Below are 23,916 nucleotides of genomic sequence, written 5' to 3' on the forward strand. Positions count from 1 at the left end.
GGCGTGATCACTCCCGACGGTGTCGAGCTCGCGGTGCAGGTGCACGGGCCGGAGGACACCGCCCGGCCGCCGATCCTGTTCGTGCACGAGTTCGGCGGCGACCACCGCTCCTGGGCGCCGCAGGTCGCGCACTTCGCGGCGCACCGGCGCTGCGTCACCTACGACGCGCGCGGCTACCCGCCCTCGTCGGTGCCGACCGATCCGGCCGCCTACTCCCAGGACCACGCCGTCGCCGACGCGCTCGCGGTGCTCGACGGCCTCGGGATCGGGCGCGCCGTGGTGGTCGGCAACTCGATGGGCGGCTTCGCGACCCTGCACCTCGGGCTGCGCCACCCCGAGCGCTGCGTCGCCCTGGTCGTCGCCGGCTGCGGCTACGGCGCTCACCCCGACCACACCGAGGCCTTCCGCGCCGACGCGCTCGCCCTCGCCGACGCCTACGACCGCGAGGGCAGCGCCGCCGTCGCCGCCGACTACGGCAACCGTCCGGCGCGCCGGCCGCTGCGCCGCCGCGACCCCGCGGCCCACGACGAGCACCTGCGCGTCCTCGCCGAGCACGACCCCACGGGCGCGGCGCTGACCATGCGCGGAGTCCAGGCCGCGCGGCCCTCGCTCTACGACCTCCGCGACGAGCTGGCGACGATGACCGTGCCGACGCTGCTCGTCGTCGGCGACTCCGACCGCGACGCCCTCGACGCGAACCTCATGCTCGCGGCGACCCTGCCGGACGCGGGGCTGGCGGTGCTCCCGCGCACCGGGCACCTCACCAACCTCGAACTGCCCGAGGTGTTCAACCGGCTCGTCGAGGACCTCGGTCCCTGAGCCCGCCGCCGTCGGGCCGACGCACGAGCGCGCGGAGCCGGCAGCGCCCCTCCCCGACCCGTGTCCCCAGGACACGGGTCCACCGACCCGAACCGGCACCTCCAGCGCGGAGCCGGCAGCGCCCCTCCCGACCCGTGTCCCCAGGACACGGGTCGAGCGCAGGCTCAGGCGCTCTCGGCCGCGGCGGCGAGCCGGTCGAGCGAGCCCATCAGCCGCTCGGCGGTGGTGGCCCGGGCGCGGTCGAAGCGGTGCTCGTCGACGAGGTGCGTCCAGTCGTAGGTGTGCCGGACGGCCGTGCGGGCCGTGCCGTCGCGATCCGGGGCGAGGGGCTGGAGCTCCCAGCGCCAGAGGTGCCCGGGCGGCGGCGTCCGGCCCGGGTCGGAGGGCGTCCAGGCGACGAGCCGGCCCTCCTCGAACTCGACGACGTGGTTCTCGCGCTCCGCGCCCATGGTCAGCCGCGTCGTGAAGACGTCGCCGACGGCCCGCACGCGCTGCCCGTCCGCGGCCTGCGCGAGGTTGTCGTTGCCGTCCCACTCAGGCTGGCGGGCCGGGTCGGCGATCAGCTCGAACACCGTCGCCGCCGGGGCCGCGATCACCCGGGCGGCGGTGACGACCCGCTCCGCGTCGTACAGCGCGGCGAGACGCTCGGCGACCCCGCGGACCGCCTGCCCGTACGGGTCGTCGCCGAGCACCCCGAGCACCTCCTGCGCACGGGCCAGGTGGTTGCGCGCCCCGTCGTCGTCGCCGACCCGGCGCAGGTCGTCGGCCAGGCTCAGGTGTAGCGACGGGTAGAAGCCCGCGACGTCCAGCGACGCGTGGAACTCCTGCGCGCGCTCCTCGGTGACCTCGTCGGCCGCCTCCAGCGCGCGGCGGTCCCACGCCAGCTCCTGCTCGACGTCGGGCTCGGCGTCGGCGGCGAAGTGCGCGACCACGCAGCGGTGGAACGCGTCGTCGTCGGCCACCGCGCCGCGCCAGAGCTCCGCGAACGAGGCGCGCGCGCCGTCCACGTCGCCGGCGCGGTACAGCTCGGTCGCGGCGCCGATGTGGGTCATCACGGGATCGTCGGTCACGCCCCGCACCGTAGAGCTCAGAACCCCTGGCCCGGGATCCAGCTGGTGCCCGCCAGGGGGACGCGGGCCATGGCGGCGGCCTCGATGGTGAGGGCGACGAGGTCCTCGGGCTCGAGGTGCAGCACGTGGGCCTTGCCGCACGCCCGCGCCAGCGTCTGGGCCTCCATGGTGAGCACCCGCAGGTAGTTCGCCACCCGCCGGCCGCCCTCGACGGGGTCGAGGCGGGCGGCGAGCTCGGGGTCCTGGGTGGTGATCCCGGCCGGGTCGCGGCCGTCCTGGAAGTCGTCGTAGTAGCCCGCGGCCGACCCGATCGCCTCGTACTCGGCGGCGTACTGCGGGTCGTTGTCGCCGAGCGCGACCAGCGCCGCGGTCCCGATCGCGACCGCGTCGGCCCCGAGGGCCATGGCCTTGGCGACGTCGGCGCCGGTGCGGATGCCGCCGGAGACGATGAGCTGGACCTTGCGGTGCAGCCCGAGCTCCTGCAGCGCCTGCACCGCCTGCGGGATCGCGGCCAGGGTGGGGATGCCGACGTGCTCGATGAACACTTCCTGGGTGGCGGCGGTGCCGCCCTGCATGCCGTCGACGACGACCACGTCGGCGCCGGCGGCGACGGCGAGCTTGACGTCGTAGTAGGTGCGGGTCGCGCCGACCTTGACGTAGACCGGTTTCTCCCAGTCGGTGATCTCGCGCAGTTCGCCGATCTTGATGGCGAGGTCGTCGGGGCCGGTCCAGTCCGGGTGCCGGCACGCCGAGCGCTGGTCGATGCCGGGCGGGAGGGTGCGCATCTCGGCGACCCGGTCGGAGATCTTCTGGCCGAGCAGCATCCCGCCGCCGCCGGGCTTGGCGCCCTGCCCGAGCACCACCTCGATCGCGTCGGCGGCCCGCAGGTGGGCGGGGTTCATCCCGTACCGGCTCGGCAGCAGCTGGTAGACCAGCGTCTTCGACTCGCCGCGCTCCTCGTCGGTCATGCCGCCGTCACCGGTGGTGGTCGACGTCCCGACCTCCGACGCGCCCCGCCCCAGCGCCTCCTTGGCCTGCGCCGAGAGCGCGCCGAAGCTCATCCCCGCGATCGTCACCGGGATGTCGAGGTGCAGCGGCCGGGTCGCGTGGCGGTCGCCCAGCACCACGTCGGTGTCGCAGCGCTCGCGGTAGCCCTCCAGCGGGTAGCGCGACATCGACGCCCCGAGGAAGAGCAGGTCGTCGAAGTGCGGCACGGCACGCTTGGCGCCCCAGCCCCGGATGTCGTACACCCCGGTGCGCGCCGCGTGCTGGATCGCCGCGATGCTCGCGCGGTCGAAGGTGGCCGACTCGCGCAGGCCCCGCTCGGAGGGATCCTTCATCTCTAGTAGCTCCCCGAGTGCTCGCTGGTGAAGTGGTACAGCGTCCGGCCCGACCCGTAGCGGCGGAACTCGTCGACGGGGTGGTCGAACCCGGCCGCCGCGAGCAGCTCCGCGAGCTCGGCGCGGTGCTCGTCGCGCATCTCCTTCTCGACGCAGTCCGCCCCGAGCGTGCCGACGCGGCCGCGCACGTAGATCCGCGCCTCGTAGATCGAGTCGCCGAGCCCGTCGCCGACGTCGCCGCACACCACGAGACGTCCCGCCTGCGCCATGAACGCGCCCATCGCGCCGATGTCGCCGCCGACGACGATGTCGATCCCCTTCATCGAGATGCCGCAGCGCATCGACGCCCGGCCCTCGATCACCAGCAGGCCGCCGCGCCCCGTGGCCCCGGCCGACTGCGACGCGTCGCCGCGCACCCGGACGGACCCCGACATCATGTTCTCGGCGACGCCGTTGCCCGCCGAGCCGTCGACGACGACGCGGCCGCGCTGGTTCATCCCCGCGCAGAAGTAGCCCGCGTTGCCGCGGACGTGCACGTCGATCTCGTGGTCGACGCCCGCGGCGATCGAGTGCGCCCCCAGCGGGTTGAGCACCTCGTAGGCCGCCGCGGTCGGCTTGTGCAGCTCGGCATTGAGGGCCCGCACCCCGGTCTCGCGGAGGTCGACGGTCACGGGCCGCGGGGCCCGCTCCTCCGCCTCCGACCGGCTCAGCGCTGCCATGTGTAGACCTTGCCGGGGTCGGGCTCGGTGACCCGGGCCTCGCCGATGCCCGGGAGGTCGGCGAGCGCCCGGAACTCCGAGGCCATCGCCACCCAGCGCGGGTGCTCGGCGATCACCGCCGGCTTGCAGGCGATCTCGTCACGGACCACGGCGAACCCCTCGTCGGTGGTGACCAGCAGCGTGTAGAAGCCGTCGAAGGTCTCCCCCAGCCGCAGCAGCGCCTTCTCGAGGTCGTCGCCCTCGGCCAGGCACGCCGCCACGAACCGGGCGCCGACCTCGGAGTCGTTCTCCGAGTCGAAGCGCACGCCCTGGCGCTGCAGGTCGCGGCGCACGGTCGCGTGGTTGGAGAACGACCCGTTGTGCACCAGGCACTGGTTCGGGCCCACCGAGTAGGGGTGGCAGCCCTCGGGGACGATCGCGGACTCGGTGGCCATGCGCGTGTGCGCGAGCCCCTGCCAGCCGGTGACCTCGCGCAGCCCGTAGGTGACGGCGAGGTCGGACGGGTGGCCGACGCCCTTGTAGACGACGAGGTCGTCGCCCCGCCCGACGACCAGCGCGTCGGGGGCCGCCGCGGAGACCGCCGCCGCCAGCGCCTCGGCGGCCACCGCCGCGGTCAGCACCGTCGTGTCGCCGGCGCGGGTGGCCGTGACGGCCGGCTGCCCGGGCAGCAGCCCGCCCACCGTGACGTCCAGGTCCCCCGGCGCGCGCAGCACGGACACCGCGCTGTGGCCGGGTGGGTTGCGATGCTCGTCGCCGTAGACCGCGACCCCCACCGAGTCGGGCCCGCGCTCGGAGACACCGCAGAGCATGTCGTCGAGCAGGGCGCCGAGCCTCGGATGGAGCTCGGGGTCGCGGAGGTGCAGACCGATGATGCCGCACATGGGACTCAGCCTTCCTGCGTCGGGAGAGGACCGGGTCGACCTACTCTGGGGAAACTAGTTTGCCTGCGGGGAGACGTCGACCGGAGCGTGCGCCCGGCGCACCGCCCACGTGTAGGCGTCGAACACGCTCACCGCGTAGACGAACAGCCCGCCGGCCAGGCGACCGACCAGCGAGATGTCCGGCGTCGTCAGGTTCCAGGTGATGACGCCGAGCAGCAGCGTGTAGAAGGCGAACATCAGTCCGCGCATCGGCAGGCGCATCAGGACGTGGCCGCAGCCCGGCAGCAGGACCGCGACCAGCAGCACCATCCAGGGACGCACGCGCATCAGGACCCCACCTCCACGGCACCCTCGGCCCGGTCCCCGACACGGGTCAGCGCCGCCACCGCCCGGGTCAGGGCGTCGGGACGCAGGCGCGGGCGGTCGAACACCGCCCGGCGGGTCGAGCGGTAGCTCGCCTGCTCGGCCTCGGCGACCCGCAGCACCACGCGCAGCCCGCCGCGGCCCACCGCGAGCTCCTTGGTCGCCGGGCCGGCGAGCATGTCGGTCGCCGGCGCCAGGACCCCGACCGACGGCGCCCGCCCCGCACCCGCGCAGGAGACCCGCGCCGGGCGGGGCAGGCCGGCGGGCGGCACGAGCTCGTGGGCGAACCCGGAGTCGGGCGACCAGAACTCGGTGCCCGTCGGGCGCAGCAGGACGTTGAGCGTCCCCGGGACGGCGAGCGCCCGGTGCACGACGACCTCGGCCCACAGCACCGGCAGCTTGCGCAGCGCCACCGCGTCGACGATGACCCGCAGCGTCACCGGCCACCCGTCGAGGCGCCCGGTGAGCACCGGGTAGCCGCCCCGCTCGCCGACCAGCCGCGCGTCGTCGAGCAGGGGCACCACGTCGGAGAACAGCGCCCACCGCTGCGCGGCGTCGGCCCGGCGGGCCCGCTGGTGGAGCACCGCGAGGGCGGCGAGCCCCGCGGCGACCAGGACGAGGACGACGACCGTCGTCATCTCAGTACCCCTGCGGCCGCGGGAGGTCCGCGGTGAACTGGGCGCCCCGGCGGACGTACTTGTAGCGCCGCGCCACGAACCAGATCGAGGCGAGCAGGTAGAACGCCAGGATCGAGAGCAGGGCGATGCCGTACCCGAGGAACGTCGCGAAGAAGACGACCGCCGAGAGCGCCAGCAGCGCGATCGCCGGCGCCGGGTGCAGCGGCAGCGTGTAGGCGCGCGCGATCGTGCCCAGCGGCCACAGCTTGCGGAACCGCATGAAGCTCGGGCCCATGAAGCTGTACATCAGCAGCCCCGACAGGATCGAGAAGGTGATCACCGTCGAGAGCAGCGTCGGCTCGTCGAGCACCACCGGGAGCAGCGCGAACGCGATCGCCACCGGCACGAGGAAGACGATCGCCCGGAACGGCGTGTGGTACCGCGGGTGCACCGCGCCGAACCATTCGGGCAGGTAGCGGTCGCGCCCCATCGAGAACCACGCCCGCGAGGCGTCGTTGATGCACCCGTTGGCCGACGCGAGCGTCGCGCACAGCGTGCCGAGCAGCAGGAGCACGACCAGGACGTCGTGCCCGGACACGAGCGCGGCGTCGAACAGCGGGGTGATCGCCGTGCCCAGGTAGTGCCAGGGCAGCGTCCCGGCGCACACGTACCAGGTCAGCGACGCCGCGATGATCAGCGTCATGATCCCGGCGAGGCTGCCCAGCGGCACCGACCGCGGCGCGGAACGGCACTCCTCGGCGGCCTGCGCGGTGCCCTCGATGCCGAGGTAGAACCACATGCCGAACTGGAAGGCGGCGATGACGCCGATCCAGCCGTAGGGCAGCGCGTTCGTCGCGTCGCCGGCGAGGCCCGCGAGGTCCAGCTCGGCCGACGGCGACCACGCCTGCAGCCCGATGAACAGCACCAGGATCGTCAGGAAGGCGAACCCGGTGATGACGAGGTTGAGCGTCAGCGACGCGAACACCCCGCGGTAGTTGAGGAACGCCAGGGCGAGGATCGCGAGCACCGCGAACGGGTACGGCGAGAGCTCCTGTTCGCTGCCCAGCAGCCCGGACAGGGCGGTGAGCAGCGAGCTCAGCACGTTGGCGTTCGCGGCCTCGAGCATCGTGTAGGCGAGCGTCAGGTACAGGCCCACGTTGAACGCCATCAACGGCCCGACGGTGTGCTTGGCCTGGGCGTACTGCCCGCCGGCCGCCGGGATCGCCGAGGTCACCTCGGAGTTGATCATGACGATGCACGTGTACAGCAGGCCGACCACCCAGCAGGCGACCAGCGCGCCGTACATGCCGCCCTTCTCGACGGCGAAGTTCCAGCCCATGAACTCGCCGACGAGCACGATGCCGACGCCGAGCGCCCAGATGTGCATCGGGGCGAGCACCTTGCGCAGGGCGGGGCGCTCGGTCCCGTCGGCGACGCCCGCGGCGGCGGTCGGGGTGGGGGCGTCCTCGGTGGCGCTCATGCCGACCTCACCCCCGCGCCGTCACCGGCCGCCGGCGGCTCCTCGAGCGGGTCCGGGGCGTTGACCAGGGACGACTCGTCGTGCTGGCGGCCGATCCGCAGCAGGTCGGCGACCAGCCAGATCGCGATGATCGCGCTGAGCACCCACGCGATCAGCTCCACCACGGCCACGGCGCTCATGACGTCCTCCCGGGATCGGTGTCGTGCCGGGAGGGTTCGGCGGGGCCGAACCGCTCCTCGACGACCTCGCGGTACTCGCGGAACGACACGCGGTAGACGAAACCGAGGTACAGCGCCAGCAGCACGACCGTGCCGAGCAGCGCCAGGACGTCGATCTCGTACTTGTCGTCGGCCGGCTGGTTGGCCTCGACGCCCGCGGCGATCGTCTCCTCGTCGGCGACGCCCGCGTCGATCATCTTCTGGTACTGCGTGCGCTCGCCGGGCGTCAGCGGCAGCTCGGCCAGGGGCCGGGTGTCGGTCGTCGCCTCGTCCTCGGCGCTGGTGATGTAGGTCGTGGCGAAGAGCGTCACGAAGATCAGGACGAGCACCACGACGGCGTCGAGGAGCTGGCCGCCGACCGACTGCTGCGGGGGCTCGTAGGCCGTGCGCGGCGGGGCGCCCCCGCCGTCCGCGGTCACGACATCCCCCGCTCGCGGGCGGCCCGCTGGGCGTCGAGGTTCTCGATGTCCGGGCGGTAGACCTGGTCGCTGGCCAGGCGGTAGCGGCGGATCAGGGCCGCCGCCGACGCGGTGTTCAGGCCGCCGAGCAGGACGAGCGCGACGGCGAGCACCACGAACAGCCCGGTGCTCGGGACGGTCGGGGCGGAGGCGATGAGGACGAACACCAGCACCACCCACATCGCGACGGTCGCCCCGAGGGCGAGGAGCCGGTCGCGGCGCAGGAGCACCGCGATCCGGTCGTCGAGGCTCTTCATCGGCATGCCTCCTCATCCGGCCACCGGCGCGCTGATCGGGAGCCGGGGCGGCACGTCCGAGGACGGGGCGTCACGGGCGATCCGACGACGTCGTGCGGTCGCAAGCCGTGCTTTGGTCTGCTGTGAGGACCAAGGACGTCGAGGACAATAGGAGACCCACGCCACACCGTGTCAACCCCGTGTGAGGAGGCGGGGCGTCACCCGGTCAGGCCGGGGACCACGCTGGGTCGACAGCGGGGCCGTCGTCGGGGTCGTCGTCGGGCTCGTCCGCGGGCTCGTCGTCGGGACCGCCGTCGGACCCGAAGACGATCGCCCGCAGCTGGCGGCGCGCCCGCTCGAGGTGCGCGCGCATCGCCTCGGCCGCGCCGTCGGCGTCGCCGGCGCGGACCGCCTCGAAGATCGCCTGGTGGTCGCGCAGCGTCTCCTCGACCGGCTCGCGGAACATCAGCAGGTCGCGCGGGCTGAACAGCTCGCCGCGGGCGGTCTCGACGGCGTCGGTGAGGCGGTCGTTGCGGGCCGCGCGGGCCAGCGCGACGTGGAAGCGCGAGTCGGCCTGGCGGAACGCGGTGCGCCCGATGGCGTCGCGCAGCGCGACGAGCGAGTCCTGGACCGGGGCGAGGCTGACCTCGGTGCACCGCTGCGCGGCGAGCGCGGCGGTTTGGGTCTCCAGCGCGATGCGGAAGTCGACGATGTCGTCGATCTCGCCGGCCTGGTCGCGCATCCGGGCCCGCCACGCCTCGGCGGGGCGGCGCAGCTCGGTGACGTAGGTGCCGCCGGTGGAGCCCCGCCGGACCTCGACGTAGCCGTCCTCGCGCAGCTGACGGATGGCCTCCCGGAGGCTGATCCGGGCGACGCCGAGCTGCTCGGCGAGCTCGCGCTCGGCGGGCAGGCGCTCCCCCGGGCTGACGTCGCCGCGGTGGATCCGCATCCGCAGGTGGTCGGCCACCGCCTGGGTCAGCGACGTGGAGGTGACCTGCCGGGCCATGGCCCGACCGTACCGCGCCTGGTCACCCTGCGTGTCGGACTCTTCCGAGGAGCCCGGCGGGCCGCCCGGCCGCGGTGTGACGGGGTTGACACTCCTCCCGGATCCCGGTTGCCTCTCCAATGGTCCTAAGTCCACACCTTGATCCGCCGTCGGCGCGGCAGAGGGAGGCCCGGCATGGGCAGTACTGACACCGCACGCAACGACCTGCGGGAACGCGCCGAGGCCGACGGCATCGAGTTCTTCCTGGCGATGTTCGTCGACCTGCACGGCAAGCCGTGCGCGAAGGCCATCCCGTTCTCGTCCTTCGACCTGCTGATGGACGGCGGCGCCGGGTTCGCCGGCTACGCCGCGGGCGACCTCGGGCAGTCCCCCGCCGACCCGGACGTGCTCGTCGTGCCGGACCCGCGGTCGTACACCCCGCTGCCCTGGAAGCCGGGCGTCGCGGTGCTGCACTGCGACCCGCACGTCGAGGGCAAGCCCTGGCCGTACGCGCCGCGCGTCATCCTGCAGCGCCAGCTCGCCGAGCTCGCGGACAAGCGCGGCTGGGTGTTCAAGACCGGCACCGAGCTCGAGTACAGCCTGCTGCGCCGCCGCGAGGACGGCTCGCTCGAGTTCGCCGACCCGCACGACACCGCGGCCAAGCCCTGCTACGAGGTCAAGGGCCTGACGCGGATGTGGGACCACCTCTCGACGGTGTCGCGGAACCTCAACACGCTCGGCTGGGGCAACTACGCGAACGACCACGAGGACGGCACCGGCCAGTTCGAGAACAACTGGGAGTACTCGGACGCCCTCACCACCGCGGACCGCACGATCTTCTTCCGCTACATGGTCCACATGCTGGCGCACGACGCCGGCATGGTCGCGACGTTCATGCCCAAGCCGTTCAGCACCGTCACCGGCAACGGCCTGCACATCCACCAGAGCCTCTGGACCCAGGACGGCACCGCGTTGTTCGACGACGAGTCGGACTCGCTGGGCCTCTCTCCGCTGGCCCGCCACTACCTGGGCGGGCTCATCGAGCACGGCCGCGCGGTCGCCGGGATCATCTGCCCGACGGTCAACTCCTACAAGCGCATCGGGGTGGGCGCGCCGACCTCGGGCTCGACCTGGGCGCCGGCCTACGTCGCCTACGGCGGCAACAACCGCACGGTGATGCTGCGCGTGCCCGAGGGCGGGCGCATCGAGCACCGCGGCGTCGACGGCTCGGCCAACCCCTACCTCGCCGCCACCGCGCTGCTGGCGGCCGGCCTCGACGGCATCGACCGCGAGATCGACCCGGGCGCGTGCACCGACGACAACCTCTTCACCCTGCACACCGACGAGGTCCGCGCCCGGGGCATCAAGCACCTCCCCAAGACGCTCGACCGCGCCGTCGAGGAGCTCGTCGCCGACGACGTCCTGCGCGCCGCGCTCGGCAAGACCTCGGGCGGCGACTTCATCGACTACTACGCCGCGGTGAAGCAGCAGGAGTTCGACGAGTACCACGCCTCGGTGTCGGACTGGGAGGTCCGGCGCTACCTCACCCAGGCCTGAGAGGACCTCGTTGACGAACAACGGCAGTTCCCGGAGCAACGGCCATCGCCTGTCGGGGTACTCGGCGTGGAGCCTCCTGCGTCGCGGGGCGGTGGGCGGGAAGTGGCCGCGCGCCTGGCGCGAGCACGACCTCGAGTCGTCGTACGACGCGGTGATCATCGGTGGCGGGGTGCACGGCCTGGCGACCGCGTACTACCTGGCGCGCGACCACGGGATGCGCAAGGTCGCCGTGCTGGACAAGGCCTACATCGGCAGCGGCGGGTCGGGCCGGAACACCGCGATCCTGCGGTCGAACTACCTCACCCCGGAGGGCGTGCGGTTCTACGACCGGTCGGTGAAGCTCTACGAGCACCTGGCCGCGGACCTGAACTACAACGTCATGTTCTCCCAGCGGGGACACCTGACCCTGGCGCACAACGACGCGTCGCTGCGGACCATGCACTGGCGCACCGAGGTCAACAAGCTGCAGGGCGTGGACTCCGAGGTGATCGGCCCGGATCGCATCAAGGACCTGGTGCCCTACCTCGACACCTCGCCCGACACCCGCTATCCGATCCTGGGGGCGCTCTACCACCCGCCGGGCGGCATCGTGCGGCACGACGCGGTGGTCTGGGGCTACGCCCGCGGCGCGGACGCCCACGGGGTGCACATCCACCAGCAGACCGAGGTCACCGGCATCGACGTCTCCCACGGGCGGGTCACCGGGGTGCAGACGACCCGGGGCCGGATCGCGACGCCGGTGGTGCTCAACGCGACCGCGGGCTGGGCGACGCTGATCTCGGACATGGCCGGGGTGTCGATGCCGGTGCAGACCTTCCCGCTGCAGGCCGCGGTCACCGAGCCGGTGCGCCCGTTCCTCGACACCGTGGTCGTCTCCGGGACGCTGCACGTCTACGTCTCGCAGACCGACCGCGGCGAGCTGGTGTTCGGCGCGAGCGTCGACCCGTTCGCGTCGTACTCGATGCGGGGCTCGCTGGAGTTCACCGAGGGCATCGCGGGGCACGTGCTGGAGCTCATGCCCGCGCTGCACCGGATGAAGCTGCTGCGGCAGTGGGCGGGGCTGTGCGACATGACCCCGGACTACTCGCCGATCATGGGCCCGACCCCCGTCGAGGGCTTCTACGTCGACGTGGGGTGGGGGACCTACGGGTTCAAGGCCGGCCCGGTGTCCGGGGAGGCGATGGCCGCGACGCTGGCCACCGGGAAGCCCCCGGAGATCATCGCGGCCTTCGGGCTCGACCGGTTCGGCGACGGGCGCCTGGTCGGGGAGAAGGGCGCGGCCGCCGTCGGCCACTAGCGATGTCGTCGTTCCTGTTGCTGCGTGCTGTTCTGGGGTGATCGTTGATGATGCTGCTGCCCTGCCCGTGGTGCGGGCCGCGGAACGCAGGAGAGTTCCGCTACGTCGGCGAGGCCGGACCCCGGCCCGACCCGGCCACGGTGACCCCGGAGCAGTGGCGGCGCTACCTCTACGTGCACGCGAACCCGTGCGGGCCGGTCCGGGAGACCTGGTACCACCGCGCCGGCTGCCGCCGGTACCTCAGCGTGGAACGTGACACCGCCACCAACGACGTCGCCTCCGCGGTCGACGCGGCCACGGGATCGGGAGACGCGCGATGAGCCTGCTGCCCACCACCCGCCGCCCCCGCGAGGCGGCCGCCCCCTCGGCGCGGCTGGACCCCCAGCCCGGCGAGGTGATCGACCGCCGCCGCACGATCCCGTTCACCTGGAACGGCGAGCCGCACACCGCCCACCCCGGCGACACCATCGCCTCGGCGCTGGCCGCGGCGGGCGTGCGGGTGTTCGCCCGCAGCTACAAGTACCACCGCCCCCGCGGGCTGCTGACCGCCGACTACCTCGACCCCGGGGCCTTCCTCCAGGTCGGCGACGAGCCCAACGTGCGCGGCGCGCACCGGCTGGTCGAGGCGGGCATGGACGTGTCGTCGCAGAACACCTGGCCCTCGCTGCGCTACGACGTCAAGGCTGTCAACCAGCTCGCCGGGCGGTTCCTGGCGACCGGCTTCTACTACAAGACCTTCATCAAGCCCGAACCCCTCTGGCCGCTCTACGAGAAGGTCCTGCGCCGCTTCGTGCACGCCGGGTCGATCACCCCGGAGCGGGGCGAGGCGTTCTACGACCACCGCCACGCCCACCCCGACGTCGTCGTCGCCGGCGGCGGACCCGCCGGCATGGCCGCCGCCCTCGCCGCCGCTCGGGCGGGGGCGTCGGTGATGCTGGTCGAGGAGAACCACCACCTCGGCGGGCACCTGCGCTGGGGCGACACCGCCGACCTCGCCGCCCTGGCCGACCTGCGCGCGCAGGTCGCCGCCGAGACCGGCATCGAGGTCCTGCTCGACTCCGTGGTCACCGGGCGCTACGACGACAACTGGGTCGGCATCGCGCAGCGCGGCCTGCCCACCGTGACCGAACGCCTGATCAAGGCCCGCGCCAAGACCCTGGTCGTCGCGCCCGGTCTCGTCGAGCGCCCCTACGTGTTCGCCGGCAACGACCTGCCCGGGGTCATGCTCTCCACCGCGGTCCGCCGGCTGATCAACCTGTACGCGGTCAGGCCGGGGCAGCGGGCCGTGGTGATGAGCGCCAACCCCGAGGGCGACCTCGCCGTCGCCGACCTCGAGCGGGCCGGGGTCGAGGTGGCCGCGGTCCTCGACGCCCGCGAGCGCCGCGGCGTGGTCCGCGCGCACGGGCGGGGCGGGCTGCGCGCGGTCGAGACCAACGAGGGCCACCGCATCGAGGCCGACCTGCTGGTCACCGCCACCGGCTGGACCGCGCCCACCTCGCTGCTCAACCAGTCCGGCGACCGCCCGGTCTACGACCCGCGCGCCGCGCGCTTCGTGCCCGACCCGGCGCGGATGCCCGAGAACGTGCTGGCCGCCGGCGAGGTCGTCGGCGACGCCACGCTCGAGGCGATCATTGAGCACGCCGACGCGGTGGGCCGCGAGGCCGCCCGCCGCGCCGGCCGGATCGCGCGGGCATGGCGCGCGGCCACGCCCGCCACCGACGACACCGGCGACGACCCCGTCGCGATCCCGCCGCTGGCCCCCCTGCCGCACCCGGAGCTGTTCGCGGCCGGCACGGGCGGGTTCGTCGACTTCTGCGAGGACGTGTCGGCCAAGGACATCACCACCGCGGTGGCCGAGGGGTACGACTCGGTGGAGCTGGTCAAGCGCTACACGACGGTCACCATGGGCCCGACCCAGGGCAAGCTCGAGACCGTCAACGCGGTCGCCCTGGTCGCCGCCGCCACCGGCCGCAGCATCGCCGAGACCGGCACCACGACCTGGCGCCCCGTCTACGCCCCGGTGACATTGGGCGCCCTGGCGGGGCGGCCGCACGAACCGGTGCGGTACTCCCCGATGCAGCGCTGGCACGAGCGCCACGGCGCGACCCCGCTGGTCGCGGGGCAGTGGATCCGCCCCGAGCACTACGGCGACCCGGCCGCCGAGGTGAACGCCGTCCGGACGAAGGTCGGGATCATCGACGTCACCCCGATCGGCAAGCTCGACCTCCGGGGCCCGGACGTCCCGAAGCTGCTGAACCTCCTGTACGTCAACAAGTGGTCCAAGCTCGGCGTCGGCCGCGTGCGCTACGGGGTGATGTGCGCCGAGGACGGCGTGGTCATGGACGACGGGGTCACCGGCCGGCTCGGCGAGGACCACTACCTGATGTCCACCACGTCGTCGGGGGCGGCGACGGTGTGGGAGTGGGTGGAGAACTGGCTGCAGACCGCGCACCCCGACTGGCAGGTGCACGTCACCCCGGTGACCACGGCCTACGCCAGCATCAACATCGCCGGCCCCCGCTCCCGCGAGCTGCTCTCCCGGCTCACCGACGTCGACCTGTCCGCCGACGCCTTCGGCTACATGAACGTCCGGCAGGGCTCCGTCGCCGGCGTCGACGACTGCGTGCTGTGGCGGATCGGGTTCACCGGCGAGCTGTCGTACGAGATCCACGTGCCGGCCTCGTACGGGCTGCACGTGTGGGAACGGCTCATGAGCGTCGGCGCCGACCTCGGGGTCACCCCGTTCGGCGTGGAGGCCCAGCGCATCCTGCGTCTGGAGAAGGGCCACTTCATCGTCGGGCAGGACACCGACGGGCTCACCCAGGGGTTCACCGCCGGCCTCGACGGGCTGATCAAGCTCGACAAGGACGACTTCGTCGGCCTCCCCGAGCTCGCCTGGCAGCGCGAGCGCGACGAGCACCCGCACCTCGTCGGGCTGCGGCCCGTCGACGGCTCGATCGTCCCGCCGGAGGCGAGCCAGATCCTCGACCGCGCCGGCGGGATCGCGGGGCGCGTGACGTCCAGCCGGATGTCGCCCACGCTCGGCCGCGCCATCGGGCTGGCCCAGATCGACCGCGAGCTCGCCGCCGTCGGCACGCGCGTCACGGTCCGCCTGCCGGACGGGCGCGACATCACCGCCGAGGTGACCGACCACGTCCACGTCGACCCCGAAGGAGCGCGGCAGCGTGTCTGAGCCGACCCCTCTCGCCCGCGGCCCGGTCGCCGTCTCCCCCGCCGTCGTGCGCGACGGGTGGGAGGTCGACGCCCGGATCGCCACCGGGGCGCTGACCCTCTCCGACGAGTCGCCGCTCGCCAAGGTGCACGTGCGCGCCCCGTTCGACGGGGCGGGCCGCGCGGCCCTCGGTGTCGGCTTCGGCCGCACCGCGCGCGCCGACCTCGGCACCGGCGAGGTGCTGGTCGTCGGCTCCGGGCCCGGCGAGTGGCTCGTGCTCGGGGCGCCGAACACGGCGGGGGCGCTGCGGGCGTCGATCGAGCAGCGGCTCGCCGGCACCGGCGAGTTCACCACGGTCCTCGACCTCACCCACGGCCGCGCCCTGCTGCGCCTGCAGGGCGCCGCGGCGGCGGCCGTCCTCGCCGGCGTCTGCGCGATCGACTTCGGTGACGCCGTCACGCCGAACGGTGCCGCGCTGCGCACCTCGCTCGCCGGCGTGGTCACCGACATCGTGCGGGACGACCGGCAGGGCGTCCCCTCCTACCTCCTGCACGTCGAGCGCTCCTCGGGCCAGTACCTCGCCGACACCCTGCTCGACGCCGGCGGCCCGTCCGGGCTCGAGGTCACCGGCTTCCGCGGCCTCGCCTGAGATCAGTCGTCCACGAACGCCACCGCCCGGGCCGGCGCCGCGCTGGTGCCCGGCAGCTTGATCGGGAAGAGGCCGACGGTGAAGCCGGTCAGCGGCAGGGCGCCGAGGTTGGTGATCTGCTGGACGATGAACGCCTCCTTGTCGCGGATGGCGAAGTGGCCGTCCCAGATCTGCGACGGGTCGCCGGTCTCCTCGAAGGCGCGGCGCATCACGGGGAACGGGCGGTCCCAGGCCATCGCGTCGGTGCCGAGGATCGTGGCGCCGCGGGAGGTCAGCCAGCGGGTGCTCTCGCCGGTCATGCCCGGGTAGTCGAAGTACTCCGGGTCGGCGACGGTGTACCAGTCCTCCTGCCCGGTGCGCAGCAGCACCGCGTCGCCCTCGGCGATGTCGCGGCCGGTCGCCTCGACCGCGGCCTCGAGCCCCTCGATCGGGATGGCCGTGCCCGGCGACACCCATGCGCGCAGATCGAGCACCATGCCGGGCCGGAAGAGCTCGTCGAGGCCGATGTCGGACAGCGTGCGCGCGGGCCGGCCCTCGATGCGGTTGCCGCTGTGCAGCGGGGCGTCGACGTGCGTGCCGCAGTGGGTGTTCATGTCGGTGAGCAGGTCCTCGCCCCAGCCCTCGCCGTCGGGGAGGTCGGAGGGCTCGCACCCGAAGATCGAGGTCATGCGGTCGAGCCCGCCGGACTCCGGGCGGAGGTACTCGATCTTCGGCGCGATCACGGTCTCGAGCGCGCGGAACGACTCGTGGACCTGCGCGCGCCGCTCGGGGTCCATCGTGCGGGTGAGGTCGATGAGCGTGGGCATGCGGGTCCTCTCAGAAGCCCGTGCGCAGACGGGTCACGGGGGGCGCGGGGCGCACGGTCTGGGACGTCTCCCCCAGCACCGACGAGCGCAGGGAGACGACGTCGCCGGGCCGGAGCCAGCCCGCGAAGTCGGCGATGTCGGGGGTGTCGACGTGCTCGAGCAGGCAGCCGCCGGGCACCGTCCCCGAGCCGACGACGTCGCCGGGCAGGAGCTCGGTGCCCCGCGAGACGTAGGCGAGGATCTCGCCGAACGACCAGTCGGCGTCGGCGAGCGAGCCGCGGGCGACCTCGGTGCCGTTGACCGCCGCGGACACCTCGACGGGGAAGCGGCCGTCGGGCGCCGCCCCGAACTCGTCGACGGTGACCAGGGCGGGCCCGAGCGTGATCGCGCTGTCCTTGGCCTTGCCCATCCCGATGCCGTGGGCCATGTCGCGGATCTGCAGGTCGCGGGCGGACCAGTCGTTGAAGAAGGTGAGCCCGACGATGTGGCTCGCGGCGTCGTCGGGGTGCAGGTCGCGCCCGCCGCGCCCGATGACGGCACCGATCTCGAGCTCGAAGTCGAACTGCCCGCAGCCGGGTGAGATCGCGACATCGTCGTGCGGGCCGACGACCGCGGCGGGGTTGCCGAAGTAGAAGGCGGGCGTCTGCGACCACACCTCGGGGAGCTCCGGCGGGCGGCCCAGCGCGCGGTAGCAGCCGCGCAGGTGGTCGAGGAAGCAGAGCGCGTCGCGCACGGCCGGCGGTCGCGGGACGGGCGCGAGCAGCCGCACCGTGTCGAGCGGCCGCACCTCGGCGGGGTCGGTCCGGGCGGTCTCGCCGGCGGCGGCGAGGCGCTCGCCGTCGTCGCCGAGCAGCGAGATCAGCGTGGTCCCGGCGCCCAGGCCGTGGACCTTCTCGCCCTCGAGCAGGCCGGTGCGGGGACCGTCGCCGGCGTCGTAGGTCACCCACTTCATGCGGCACCTCCTGCGGTGCTGGTCGTCGCGGGGACGGGGGCGTCCGTCGCGGGGGTGGTGCTCGGGAAGCGCGGGGCGGTGAACAGCAGCACCACGGCCACCGCGAGCAGGGCGACGGCGCCGAGCAGCGGGGCGGTGTAGCTCCCGGTGGCGGCGCGCAGGGCCGCCATCAGCAGCGGGCTCGCGCCGACCCCGAGGGTGAACACGGCGTAGAAGACGCCGAACATCCGGCTGTAGGCGGCCATGCCGTAGTAGCGGGCGACGAGGTAGCCGACGACGTCGACCTCGGCGCCCAGCGCCAGCCCGACGCCCACGGCCGCTGCGCCGGCGAAGGTGGGCCCGCCGACCACGAGCGCGACGTAGCCGAGCGCGGCCACGAGCAGGACGCCGACCATGACGCGCGGGGCGAAGAAGCGGTCGACGAGCAGGCCGCTGATGACCCGCCCGACGATCACCGCGATGCCCACGAGCCCCGCGGTGGCGGCCGCCGACGACGCGGCGACACCGGCGTCGCGCAGCAGCGGGACGAGGTGCACGGTCAGGCCGCCGACCGCCACGGAGATCGCGAGGAAGGCGACCGCGAGGCGGGCGAAGAGCGGGGTGCGCAGCAGGAGCGCGATGCGGAACGTCTCCCGGGGGCCGGTGGCGGCGGTGACCGCCCGGTGGCGCGGCATCAGCACCAGCACGAGCAGGGCGCCGACGAGGATCGCGACGCCCAGGATCCGGTAGCCGCCGCGCCAGTCCTCGGCGATCTGTCCCCCGAGGATCTGCGGAACGGCGAACGCGACCAGCCCGGCGCCGCCGAGCGCGATGCCGAGGGCGAGGCCCCGTGCGCGGTCGAAGCGCTCGTTGACCGTGCGCGTGAACGACACGGCCGTCGAGGCCGCGGCGAGCACGTACATGCCGATCCAGACCGCGAGGTAGCCGGCGAACGACGGCCCGCTCGCGGACAGCAGGAAGTAGGCGCCGGCGAGCACGACCAGCGAGATCACGCCGGGCAGGCGCACGCCGAACCGGTCGACGATCACGCCGACCAGCGGCGAGGTGAGGATCGTGATGACGGCGCCGACCAGGGCCAGCGACGACAGCTGCGAGCGCGACCAGCCGAACTCGGCCTCGAGGGCCGGGATGAACAGGCCGTTCGTGTAGAAGGGCATCACGGCGACGCCGGTGCCGATACCGACGGTGGCCGCGGTCAGCGCGGCCCAGTGCCGGCGCAGCTCGCCGACGGGGCCCGGCGACGGTGCGGGCGGTGCGAGGGACATCCAGGCTCCTCGATGCGACGTGAATCCGTACTCAGGTACAAGTTCGGGGACGGACGCTAGAGCGCCGCCACCGACGAAACAAGACCCGAGTACAACTTCGTGTGTGCTCGTGGTGTACTGGAGGCGATGAATCTCGACACCGCGCCGACGATCCGTGAGCTGGTGGCGGATGCGGGCGCCACGCCCGGGCCGCCGCCGTCCCGCCGCACCCGCGGCCGCCACGAGCGCCGCGACCGCATGTTCGAGGCCGCGGTGGAGCTCTTCGTCGAGAAGGGCTTCGACGAGACCTCGATGGACGACATCGCCGAGCGCGCGGGCCTGGCGCGGACCACGGTGTTCAACCACTTCCCGCGCAAGGTGGCGTTCCTCGAGGAGTGGACCCTGCGGCGGCGCCAGCGCGCCGCGGAGTCGTTCCGCGACTCCGACCGCACCCGCCAGCCGGCCCGCGTCCTGCTCGGGAGCTACTTCCGCGCGCTCGCCGCGGTCAACCTCGAGACCCGGGTGGAGACGTCGGCCATCATGCCGCTCGGCGTCCGCCAGACCGACATCCTGCTCGACCACCCGCTCTCGCGGGACCTCGCCGAGCTGCTCTCGGAGGCCGAGACGGTGCTCGCGCCGTCCGCGACGCCGACGCAGGTCGGGCGCCTGCTGGCGCTGGGCTACTTCTCGGCCGTGACCCGCTGGGTGGCCGTCGAGCCGGAGCCGTTCGACCTCGCCGCGGAGCTCGCGGCCCTCCTCGACACCGTCCTCGACGGGGCGCTGGCGGGCGAGGGTCCGCCGTCCTAGCGGCCCTTGATCAGGCGCTTGGTGGAGCGGCGGAACGCCCACACGACGACGAGCGCCATGACGGCGGTCAGCGGCATGCCCGTCACCACCTTCGCCACGGCGAGCCAGCCCGTGGCGTCGGCGAGGTAGAGCGTCTGGTTGACGGCGAACCGGCCGGCGAACACGACGGCGGCGAAGCCCGTGGCGACGTCGTGCGCGCGCAGGGTCCGGCGGTCGTCGCGCCAGGCGTACCGGCGGCCGTGGAACCAGCTCCAGGCGAGCCCGGTCAGCGGCCGGCGCGCGACGAGCGAGACCACCAGCGCGACCGTCGCGACGAGCGCGGCCCAGATGCCGACGAGGAAGAAGTCGCGCGGCGAGCCGGTCCAGACGGTGATGGCGCCGGCGATCGCCACCCCGATGATGCCGCCCGACGCGGCGAGCACCTTCTCCTTCCGCACCGCGAGGCGGTAGACGGCCAGGGCCACGGCGGACGCCAGCGCGACGGCCGTCGTGGTCAGGAGCGGGAACCAGGCGTTCGCGACGGAGAAGACGATCGCGGGAATGTTCGTGTACAGGAAGCCCTGCCAGCCGCCCAGCTGCGCGAGGATCGCCGCGCCCGGCGAGGCGGGCGGCTGCGTGGTGGCCGGCTCCGGCGTGGCGACCGGCACCGGAGCGGTGACGGCGTCCTGCTCCTGTCGGGGGCGCAGATCCATGGTCATGTCGTCCCTCCCCGGGGCGCTGCGGTGTGCGGACCCAGGGGAAGGTGTGCCGCGGCGGCACCCTCAAGGCGGTGTGGCCGGGGTCACCCGCCGCCCAGGGAGCTCCGGTAGGCCGCGAGCGCCGCGCGCGTGTCGGCGGCCGCGAACACGCCGGCGAACTCATCGACGCTGCGGGCAGCGCCCTCGGCCAGCGACGTGCTCTGCCAGGTCTCGAACAGCCGCTTCTGGGCCGCGACGACGGTCCGGGTGTGGCCGGCGACCCGGTCGAGCAGCGCGGTGACGGCCGCCTCGAGCTCGTCGGGGGCGACGGGCCGGGCGCACAGCGCGGCGACCTGCGGGGCCTCGACCCCGTGGACGTCGCCGGTCAGGATCATCTCCTTCGCGTGGCCGAGGCCGACGAACTGCTGGAGCAGGGCGGCGTCGATCACCGAGGGGATGCCGAGCCCGACCTCGGGCAGCCCGAAGCGGGCGCGGGTGGTGACGACGCGCAGGTCGGCGGCGAGCGCCAGCTCGAACGCCCCGCCCAGACAGTGCCCGTCGACCGCGCAGATCGTCACGGCCGGGACCGTCCGGACGGCGGCGAGCAGGTCGCGCAGGGCGGTGATGAACGAGCGGGCCGCGTCCGGGCCGTCGAGGGCGAGGAACTCGCCGATGTCGACACCGGCGCTGAACGCCCGGTCGCCCGCGCCGCGGAACACCACGGCGCGCAGGTCGCGGTCGTCGAGGAGCCCGGTGACCTCCTCGATGTCGACGCGACGCAGTGCGTTGAGCTTCTCCGGCCGGTCGAACGTCACGTGCAGGACGTCGCCGATGCGCTCGGTGCGGACCATGCCACTCTCCCCGTGTCTTCCCGAGCCCGTCGCCCCCGCGCATGATGGAGCACGGAGGGGGGTCGTCGTGTCCGACGAGGAACTGATCGTCGCGTTCGCCCTGACGCGGCTGGACCACCCGGGCCTCGACCTCGACGAGGTCGCCGCGCTGCTCGTGCGGCGCCTGGGCCCGGAGAGCATGGTCGACTTCGCCGCGCAGAACCTCGCCGACCGCGGCGAGCTGCGCGGCACGCTGTTCGACACGGCCGTCGAGCGGGTCATGCGCGTCGTGCTGGCGCTGCGGGACGCGGCCGACTGAGACGTCCGGCACAGCTCCTTGAGCGTGCCGCGGCGGCACACCGTCGCATGGGTCGCATGACACGGACGGCCCCCACCGGCACCCGCCCACGGCTCCGCGACGTCGAGGAGTTCTTCGCCGACCCGGAGTTCGCCCACGCGACGGTCTCGCCCGACGGCACCCGCATCGCCTACCTGGCCCCGGCGTACGGCCGGACCCAGGTGTGGGTCCGCGGGGTCGACGAGGAGCACGAGCAGGCGGTCTGCGTCACCCACGACGCCCGCCGCGGCGTCAAGAACTACCACTGGACCGACGACGCGCGCTGGCTGCTCTACGAGCAGGACACCGACGGCAACGAGGACTGGCACCTGTTCCGCGTCGACCTCACGGCGCCCGGCGAGCCCGCGGTCGACCTGACCCCGCTCGCGCCGGGCTCGCGGGTGACCGGCGTCCAGCCGTTGCCGTCACGCCCCGGGCACGTCCTGGTGTGGATGAACCGGCGCCCGATGTTCTTCGACGCCTTCCGCGTCGAGGTCGCCACCGGCGAGACGACCCTGCACCACGAGCAGCCCAGGACGGGGGCCAGCTACCTCGTCGACCGGGAGGGCCGGCCGGTGTTCCTCACGGAGCTGACCGAGGACGGCACGCACGAGTTCTCCGCGGTCGACCCCGAGACCCTCGCGTCGCGCCTCCTGCGCCGGGTCGGCGGCCCGGAGCACCCGCTGGGGGTGTACCCCCAGATGGCGACCCCGGACGGGACGGGCCTGCTGCTCGGCCTCTACCAGGACTCCGACGACCTGCGCCTCGTGCGCGTCGACCGCGAGACCGGCGAGGAGACCGTCGTCGCCGCCGTCGAGGGACGGAGCGTCGACACGATGGGGCTGCACTCCGCCCTCCTCCCGTTCGTCGTGGCCGAGAGCGCCCGCACCGGCGAGGTGTTCGCGGTCCGCTTCGTCGGCGACCGGCCGCACATCGAGGTGGTCGACCCGGCCTACGCCGACGTCGTCGCCACGCTCGACGGGCTGGCCGAGGGCGTGCTGCACTCGCTGTCGTCCGACGAGTCGGAGCGGTACTGGATCGCGAGCTTCGTCCACGACCGCGAGCCGGGCGTCACCTGGTTCCACGACCGCACCACCGGTGAGAGCCGCCTGCTGTTCCGCATGTTCTCCCACCTCGACCCCGACGAGCTCGCGCCCGTGACCCCGGTGCGGTTCGGCGCCCGCGACGGGCTCCCGCTGCACGGGTTCCTGACGCTGCCGCTCGGGCGGCCGCTCGAGGGGCTGCCGCTCGTGCTGGTCGTGCACGGCGGACCGTGGGCCCACGACTCCTGGCACTACGACCCGGAGGCGCAGTTCCTGGCCAACCGCGGGTACGCGGTGCTGCACGTCAACTTCCGCGGCTCCACCGGCTACGGCCGGCGGCACATCACCGCCGCGATCGGCGAGCTCGCCGGCGCCATGCACGACGACCTCGTCGACGCCGCCCGGTGGGCGGTCGCGCAGGGGTGGGCCGACCCCGGGCGCATCGGCATCTACGGCGGCTCCTACGGCGGCTACGCCTCGCTGGTGGGGGTCACCGTCACACCGGACCTCTTCGCCGCCGCGGTCGACTACGTCGGCATCTCGGACCTGGCGAACTTCATGCGCACACTGCCGCCGTTCGCGCGGCCCCACCTGACCAACAACTGGTTCCGCTACGTCGGCGACCCGGACGACCCCGGGCAGGAGGCCGACATGCTCGCCCGGTCCCCCATCACCATGGTCGACCGGATCCGGACGCCCTTGCTCGTCGCGCAGGGCGCGAACGACGCCCGCGTCGTGCAGGCCGAGTCCGACAACATCGTGGCGTCGCTGCGCCGGCGCGGGGTGCCGGTGGAGTACCTGGTCGCCGAGGACGAGGGCCACGGATTCGCGAACCCGGAGAACCAGTTCCGTCTGTACCGGGCGATCGAGCACCATTTCGCCCAGCATCTCGGAGGAGACCGTCTCGACCCCCGTCTCCGGAATCACTGAGGAGTCCAGCGTGCAGGTCGCCATCCCGCTCTTCCCCCGGTTCACCGCCCTCGACGCGGTCGGGCCCTACGAGGTCCTCCAGCGGCTGCCGGACGTCGAGCCGGTGTTCGTCGCCGAGCAGCGCGGGGAGGTCCGGACCGAGAACGGGTTCCTCGGCATGGTCGCCGACGCGACGTTCGCCGAGGTCCCGGCCCCGGAGGTCGTGGTCGTGCCGGGCGGGCTCGGCACGCGCGTGCTGCTGGAGGAGAACCCGCTGCTCGCGTGGCTGCGCTCGGTGCACCCGGGGACGCGCTACACGACGTGGGCCTGTCAAGTTGTCTGTGTAAGTTGATCTATGGGTCGGTCAGCTGAGGTAGGGGCCGATGCGGTCGGGGTAGGCCAGGGCGAGAGCGCCGAGGGCTTGTTTCCAGCCGAGCACGGTGCTGCCCT

Annotated in this window: 26 protein-coding genes; 10 read left to right on the plus strand and 16 right to left on the minus strand. The window is 73.6% G+C overall.

Features of this window, described 5'->3' with window-relative positions; translation table 11 throughout:
- Window positions 1-3 precede the first annotated feature (3 nt).
- On the plus strand, window positions 4-819 hold the full coding sequence (locus ACFPK1_RS19590) for an alpha/beta fold hydrolase (protein WP_378022611.1): 816 nt from the start codon (window positions 4-6) through the stop codon (window positions 817-819).
- A 164-nt stretch (window positions 820-983) separates the two neighbouring features.
- Here the strand turns inward: ACFPK1_RS19590 and ACFPK1_RS19595 are convergent, their stop codons facing one another.
- The 11 genes from ACFPK1_RS19595 to ACFPK1_RS19645 all read right to left on the minus strand — a co-directional run bounded on the left by ACFPK1_RS19595 (window position 984) and on the right by ACFPK1_RS19645 (window position 9,207).
- On the minus strand, window positions 984-1,889 hold the full coding sequence (locus ACFPK1_RS19595; protein ID WP_378022612.1) for an SRPBCC family protein: 906 nt from the start codon (window positions 1,887-1,889) through the stop codon (window positions 984-986).
- Window positions 1,890-1,906: 17 nt separating this feature from the next.
- Complete coding sequence (locus tag ACFPK1_RS19600) at window positions 1,907-3,229, minus strand: FMN-binding glutamate synthase family protein (protein WP_378022613.1); 1,323 nt, start codon at window positions 3,227-3,229, stop codon at window positions 1,907-1,909.
- Window positions 3,230-3,231: 2 nt separating this feature from the next.
- Window positions 3,232-3,948: a GltB/FmdC/FwdC-like GXGXG domain-containing protein gene (locus ACFPK1_RS19605; RefSeq protein WP_378022614.1), complete on the minus strand. Its 717-nt coding sequence runs from the start codon at window positions 3,946-3,948 to the stop codon at window positions 3,232-3,234.
- Window positions 3,936-4,829, minus strand: a complete 894-nt coding sequence (locus ACFPK1_RS19610) for a class II glutamine amidotransferase domain-containing protein (RefSeq protein ID WP_378022615.1) — start codon at window positions 4,827-4,829, stop codon at window positions 3,936-3,938. Before ACFPK1_RS19610 ends, ACFPK1_RS19605 begins: the two co-directional genes overlap by 13 nt.
- Before the next feature lie 54 nt (window positions 4,830-4,883).
- Window positions 4,884-5,156: a hypothetical protein gene (locus ACFPK1_RS19615; RefSeq protein WP_378022616.1), complete on the minus strand. Its 273-nt coding sequence runs from the start codon at window positions 5,154-5,156 to the stop codon at window positions 4,884-4,886.
- Window positions 5,156-5,830 carry a hypothetical protein gene (locus ACFPK1_RS19620; RefSeq protein ID WP_378022617.1) on the minus strand — a complete coding sequence of 225 codons (675 nt, stop codon included), beginning with the start codon at window positions 5,828-5,830 and terminating at the stop codon, window positions 5,156-5,158. The genes ACFPK1_RS19615 and ACFPK1_RS19620 overlap by 1 nt, the downstream gene beginning before the upstream one ends.
- 1 nt (window position 5,831) lies before the next feature.
- A complete protein-coding gene (locus tag ACFPK1_RS19625) occupies window positions 5,832-7,289 on the minus strand; it encodes an APC family permease (RefSeq protein ID WP_378022618.1) in 1,458 nt (485 codons plus the stop codon).
- Window positions 7,286-7,468, minus strand: a complete 183-nt coding sequence (locus ACFPK1_RS19630) for a hypothetical protein (protein WP_378022619.1) — start codon at window positions 7,466-7,468, stop codon at window positions 7,286-7,288. The genes ACFPK1_RS19625 and ACFPK1_RS19630 overlap by 4 nt, the downstream gene beginning before the upstream one ends.
- Window positions 7,465-7,926, minus strand: coding sequence for a hypothetical protein (locus ACFPK1_RS19635; RefSeq protein WP_378022620.1), 462 nt, complete (start codon window positions 7,924-7,926; stop codon window positions 7,465-7,467). The genes ACFPK1_RS19630 and ACFPK1_RS19635 overlap by 4 nt, the downstream gene beginning before the upstream one ends.
- Window positions 7,923-8,222 carry a hypothetical protein gene (locus ACFPK1_RS19640; protein WP_378022621.1) on the minus strand — a complete coding sequence of 100 codons (300 nt, stop codon included), beginning with the start codon at window positions 8,220-8,222 and terminating at the stop codon, window positions 7,923-7,925. Before ACFPK1_RS19640 ends, ACFPK1_RS19635 begins: the two co-directional genes overlap by 4 nt.
- Window positions 8,223-8,427: 205 nt before the next feature.
- Window positions 8,428-9,207: a FadR/GntR family transcriptional regulator gene (locus ACFPK1_RS19645; RefSeq protein WP_378022622.1), complete on the minus strand. Its 780-nt coding sequence runs from the start codon at window positions 9,205-9,207 to the stop codon at window positions 8,428-8,430.
- A gap of 174 nt (window positions 9,208-9,381) precedes the next feature.
- Between ACFPK1_RS19645 and glnT the strand changes: the two genes are divergently transcribed.
- The 5 genes from glnT to ACFPK1_RS19670 are packed head-to-tail and all read left to right on the plus strand — an operon-like array spanning window position 9,382 to window position 15,861.
- Window positions 9,382-10,743, plus strand: coding sequence for a type III glutamate--ammonia ligase (glnT, locus tag ACFPK1_RS19650; protein WP_378022623.1), 1,362 nt, complete (start codon window positions 9,382-9,384; stop codon window positions 10,741-10,743).
- A gap of 10 nt (window positions 10,744-10,753) precedes the next feature.
- On the plus strand, window positions 10,754-12,040 hold the full coding sequence (locus tag ACFPK1_RS19655; protein WP_378022624.1) for an FAD-dependent oxidoreductase: 1,287 nt from the start codon (window positions 10,754-10,756) through the stop codon (window positions 12,038-12,040).
- Window positions 12,041-12,087: 47 nt separating this feature from the next.
- Window positions 12,088-12,360 (plus strand): sarcosine oxidase subunit delta, encoded by a 273-nt coding sequence (locus ACFPK1_RS19660; protein WP_378022625.1) that lies wholly within the window; start codon window positions 12,088-12,090, stop codon window positions 12,358-12,360.
- Window positions 12,357-15,233, plus strand: coding sequence for a 2Fe-2S iron-sulfur cluster-binding protein (locus ACFPK1_RS19665; protein WP_378022626.1), 2,877 nt, complete (start codon window positions 12,357-12,359; stop codon window positions 15,231-15,233). Before ACFPK1_RS19660 ends, ACFPK1_RS19665 begins: the two co-directional genes overlap by 4 nt.
- Complete coding sequence (locus ACFPK1_RS19670) at window positions 15,226-15,861, plus strand: hypothetical protein (RefSeq protein ID WP_378022627.1); 636 nt, start codon at window positions 15,226-15,228, stop codon at window positions 15,859-15,861. Before ACFPK1_RS19665 ends, ACFPK1_RS19670 begins: the two co-directional genes overlap by 8 nt.
- 2 nt (window positions 15,862-15,863) lie before the next feature.
- On the opposite strand, the gene ACFPK1_RS19675 is transcribed toward ACFPK1_RS19670, so the two are convergent.
- From ACFPK1_RS19675 to ACFPK1_RS19685, 3 genes are read right to left on the minus strand one after another with little or no spacing between them, the layout of a single operon-like run.
- Window positions 15,864-16,667, minus strand: a complete 804-nt coding sequence (locus ACFPK1_RS19675) for a cyclase family protein (RefSeq protein WP_378022628.1) — start codon at window positions 16,665-16,667, stop codon at window positions 15,864-15,866.
- Between the two features lie 10 nt (window positions 16,668-16,677).
- A complete protein-coding gene (locus ACFPK1_RS19680; protein ID WP_378022629.1) occupies window positions 16,678-17,619 on the minus strand; it encodes a fumarylacetoacetate hydrolase family protein in 942 nt (313 codons plus the stop codon).
- Entirely contained in the window at window positions 17,616-18,884 is a 1,269-nt protein-coding gene (locus ACFPK1_RS19685; protein ID WP_378022630.1) for an MFS transporter, read from the minus strand. The genes ACFPK1_RS19680 and ACFPK1_RS19685 overlap by 4 nt, the downstream gene beginning before the upstream one ends.
- Before the next feature lie 126 nt (window positions 18,885-19,010).
- Here ACFPK1_RS19685 and ACFPK1_RS19690 point away from each other — a divergent pair, with 126 nt between their 5' ends.
- Complete coding sequence (locus ACFPK1_RS19690; RefSeq protein ID WP_378022631.1) at window positions 19,011-19,670, plus strand: TetR/AcrR family transcriptional regulator; 660 nt, start codon at window positions 19,011-19,013, stop codon at window positions 19,668-19,670.
- Here ACFPK1_RS19690 and ACFPK1_RS19695 read toward each other — a convergent pair.
- Together ACFPK1_RS19695 and ACFPK1_RS19700 are read right to left on the minus strand one after the other, a co-directional pair.
- Window positions 19,667-20,368, minus strand: coding sequence for a DUF3159 domain-containing protein (locus ACFPK1_RS19695; protein ID WP_378022632.1), 702 nt, complete (start codon window positions 20,366-20,368; stop codon window positions 19,667-19,669). The genes ACFPK1_RS19690 and ACFPK1_RS19695 overlap by 4 nt on opposite strands.
- Before the next feature lie 83 nt (window positions 20,369-20,451).
- A complete protein-coding gene (locus tag ACFPK1_RS19700; RefSeq protein WP_378022633.1) occupies window positions 20,452-21,198 on the minus strand; it encodes an enoyl-CoA hydratase/isomerase family protein in 747 nt (248 codons plus the stop codon).
- Between the two features lie 67 nt (window positions 21,199-21,265).
- On the opposite strand from ACFPK1_RS19700, the gene ACFPK1_RS19705 reads away from it, so the two are divergent.
- Genes ACFPK1_RS19705 through ACFPK1_RS19715 form a run of 3 tightly spaced genes read left to right on the plus strand, consistent with a single transcriptional unit; the run spans window position 21,266 to window position 23,818 of the window.
- Window positions 21,266-21,496: a hypothetical protein gene (locus tag ACFPK1_RS19705; RefSeq protein ID WP_378022634.1), complete on the plus strand. Its 231-nt coding sequence runs from the start codon at window positions 21,266-21,268 to the stop codon at window positions 21,494-21,496.
- Window positions 21,497-21,552: 56 nt separating this feature from the next.
- Window positions 21,553-23,487, plus strand: a complete 1,935-nt coding sequence (locus tag ACFPK1_RS19710) for a S9 family peptidase (protein WP_378022635.1) — start codon at window positions 21,553-21,555, stop codon at window positions 23,485-23,487.
- 10 nt (window positions 23,488-23,497) lie between these two features.
- Window positions 23,498-23,818 carry a DJ-1/PfpI family protein gene (locus ACFPK1_RS19715; protein ID WP_378022636.1) on the plus strand — a complete coding sequence of 107 codons (321 nt, stop codon included), beginning with the start codon at window positions 23,498-23,500 and terminating at the stop codon, window positions 23,816-23,818.
- Window positions 23,819-23,916 lie beyond the last annotated feature (98 nt).

This window comes from Actinomycetospora rhizophila (assembly GCF_042657905.1).
Lineage (GTDB): Bacteria > Actinomycetota > Actinomycetes > Mycobacteriales > Pseudonocardiaceae > Actinomycetospora > Actinomycetospora rhizophila.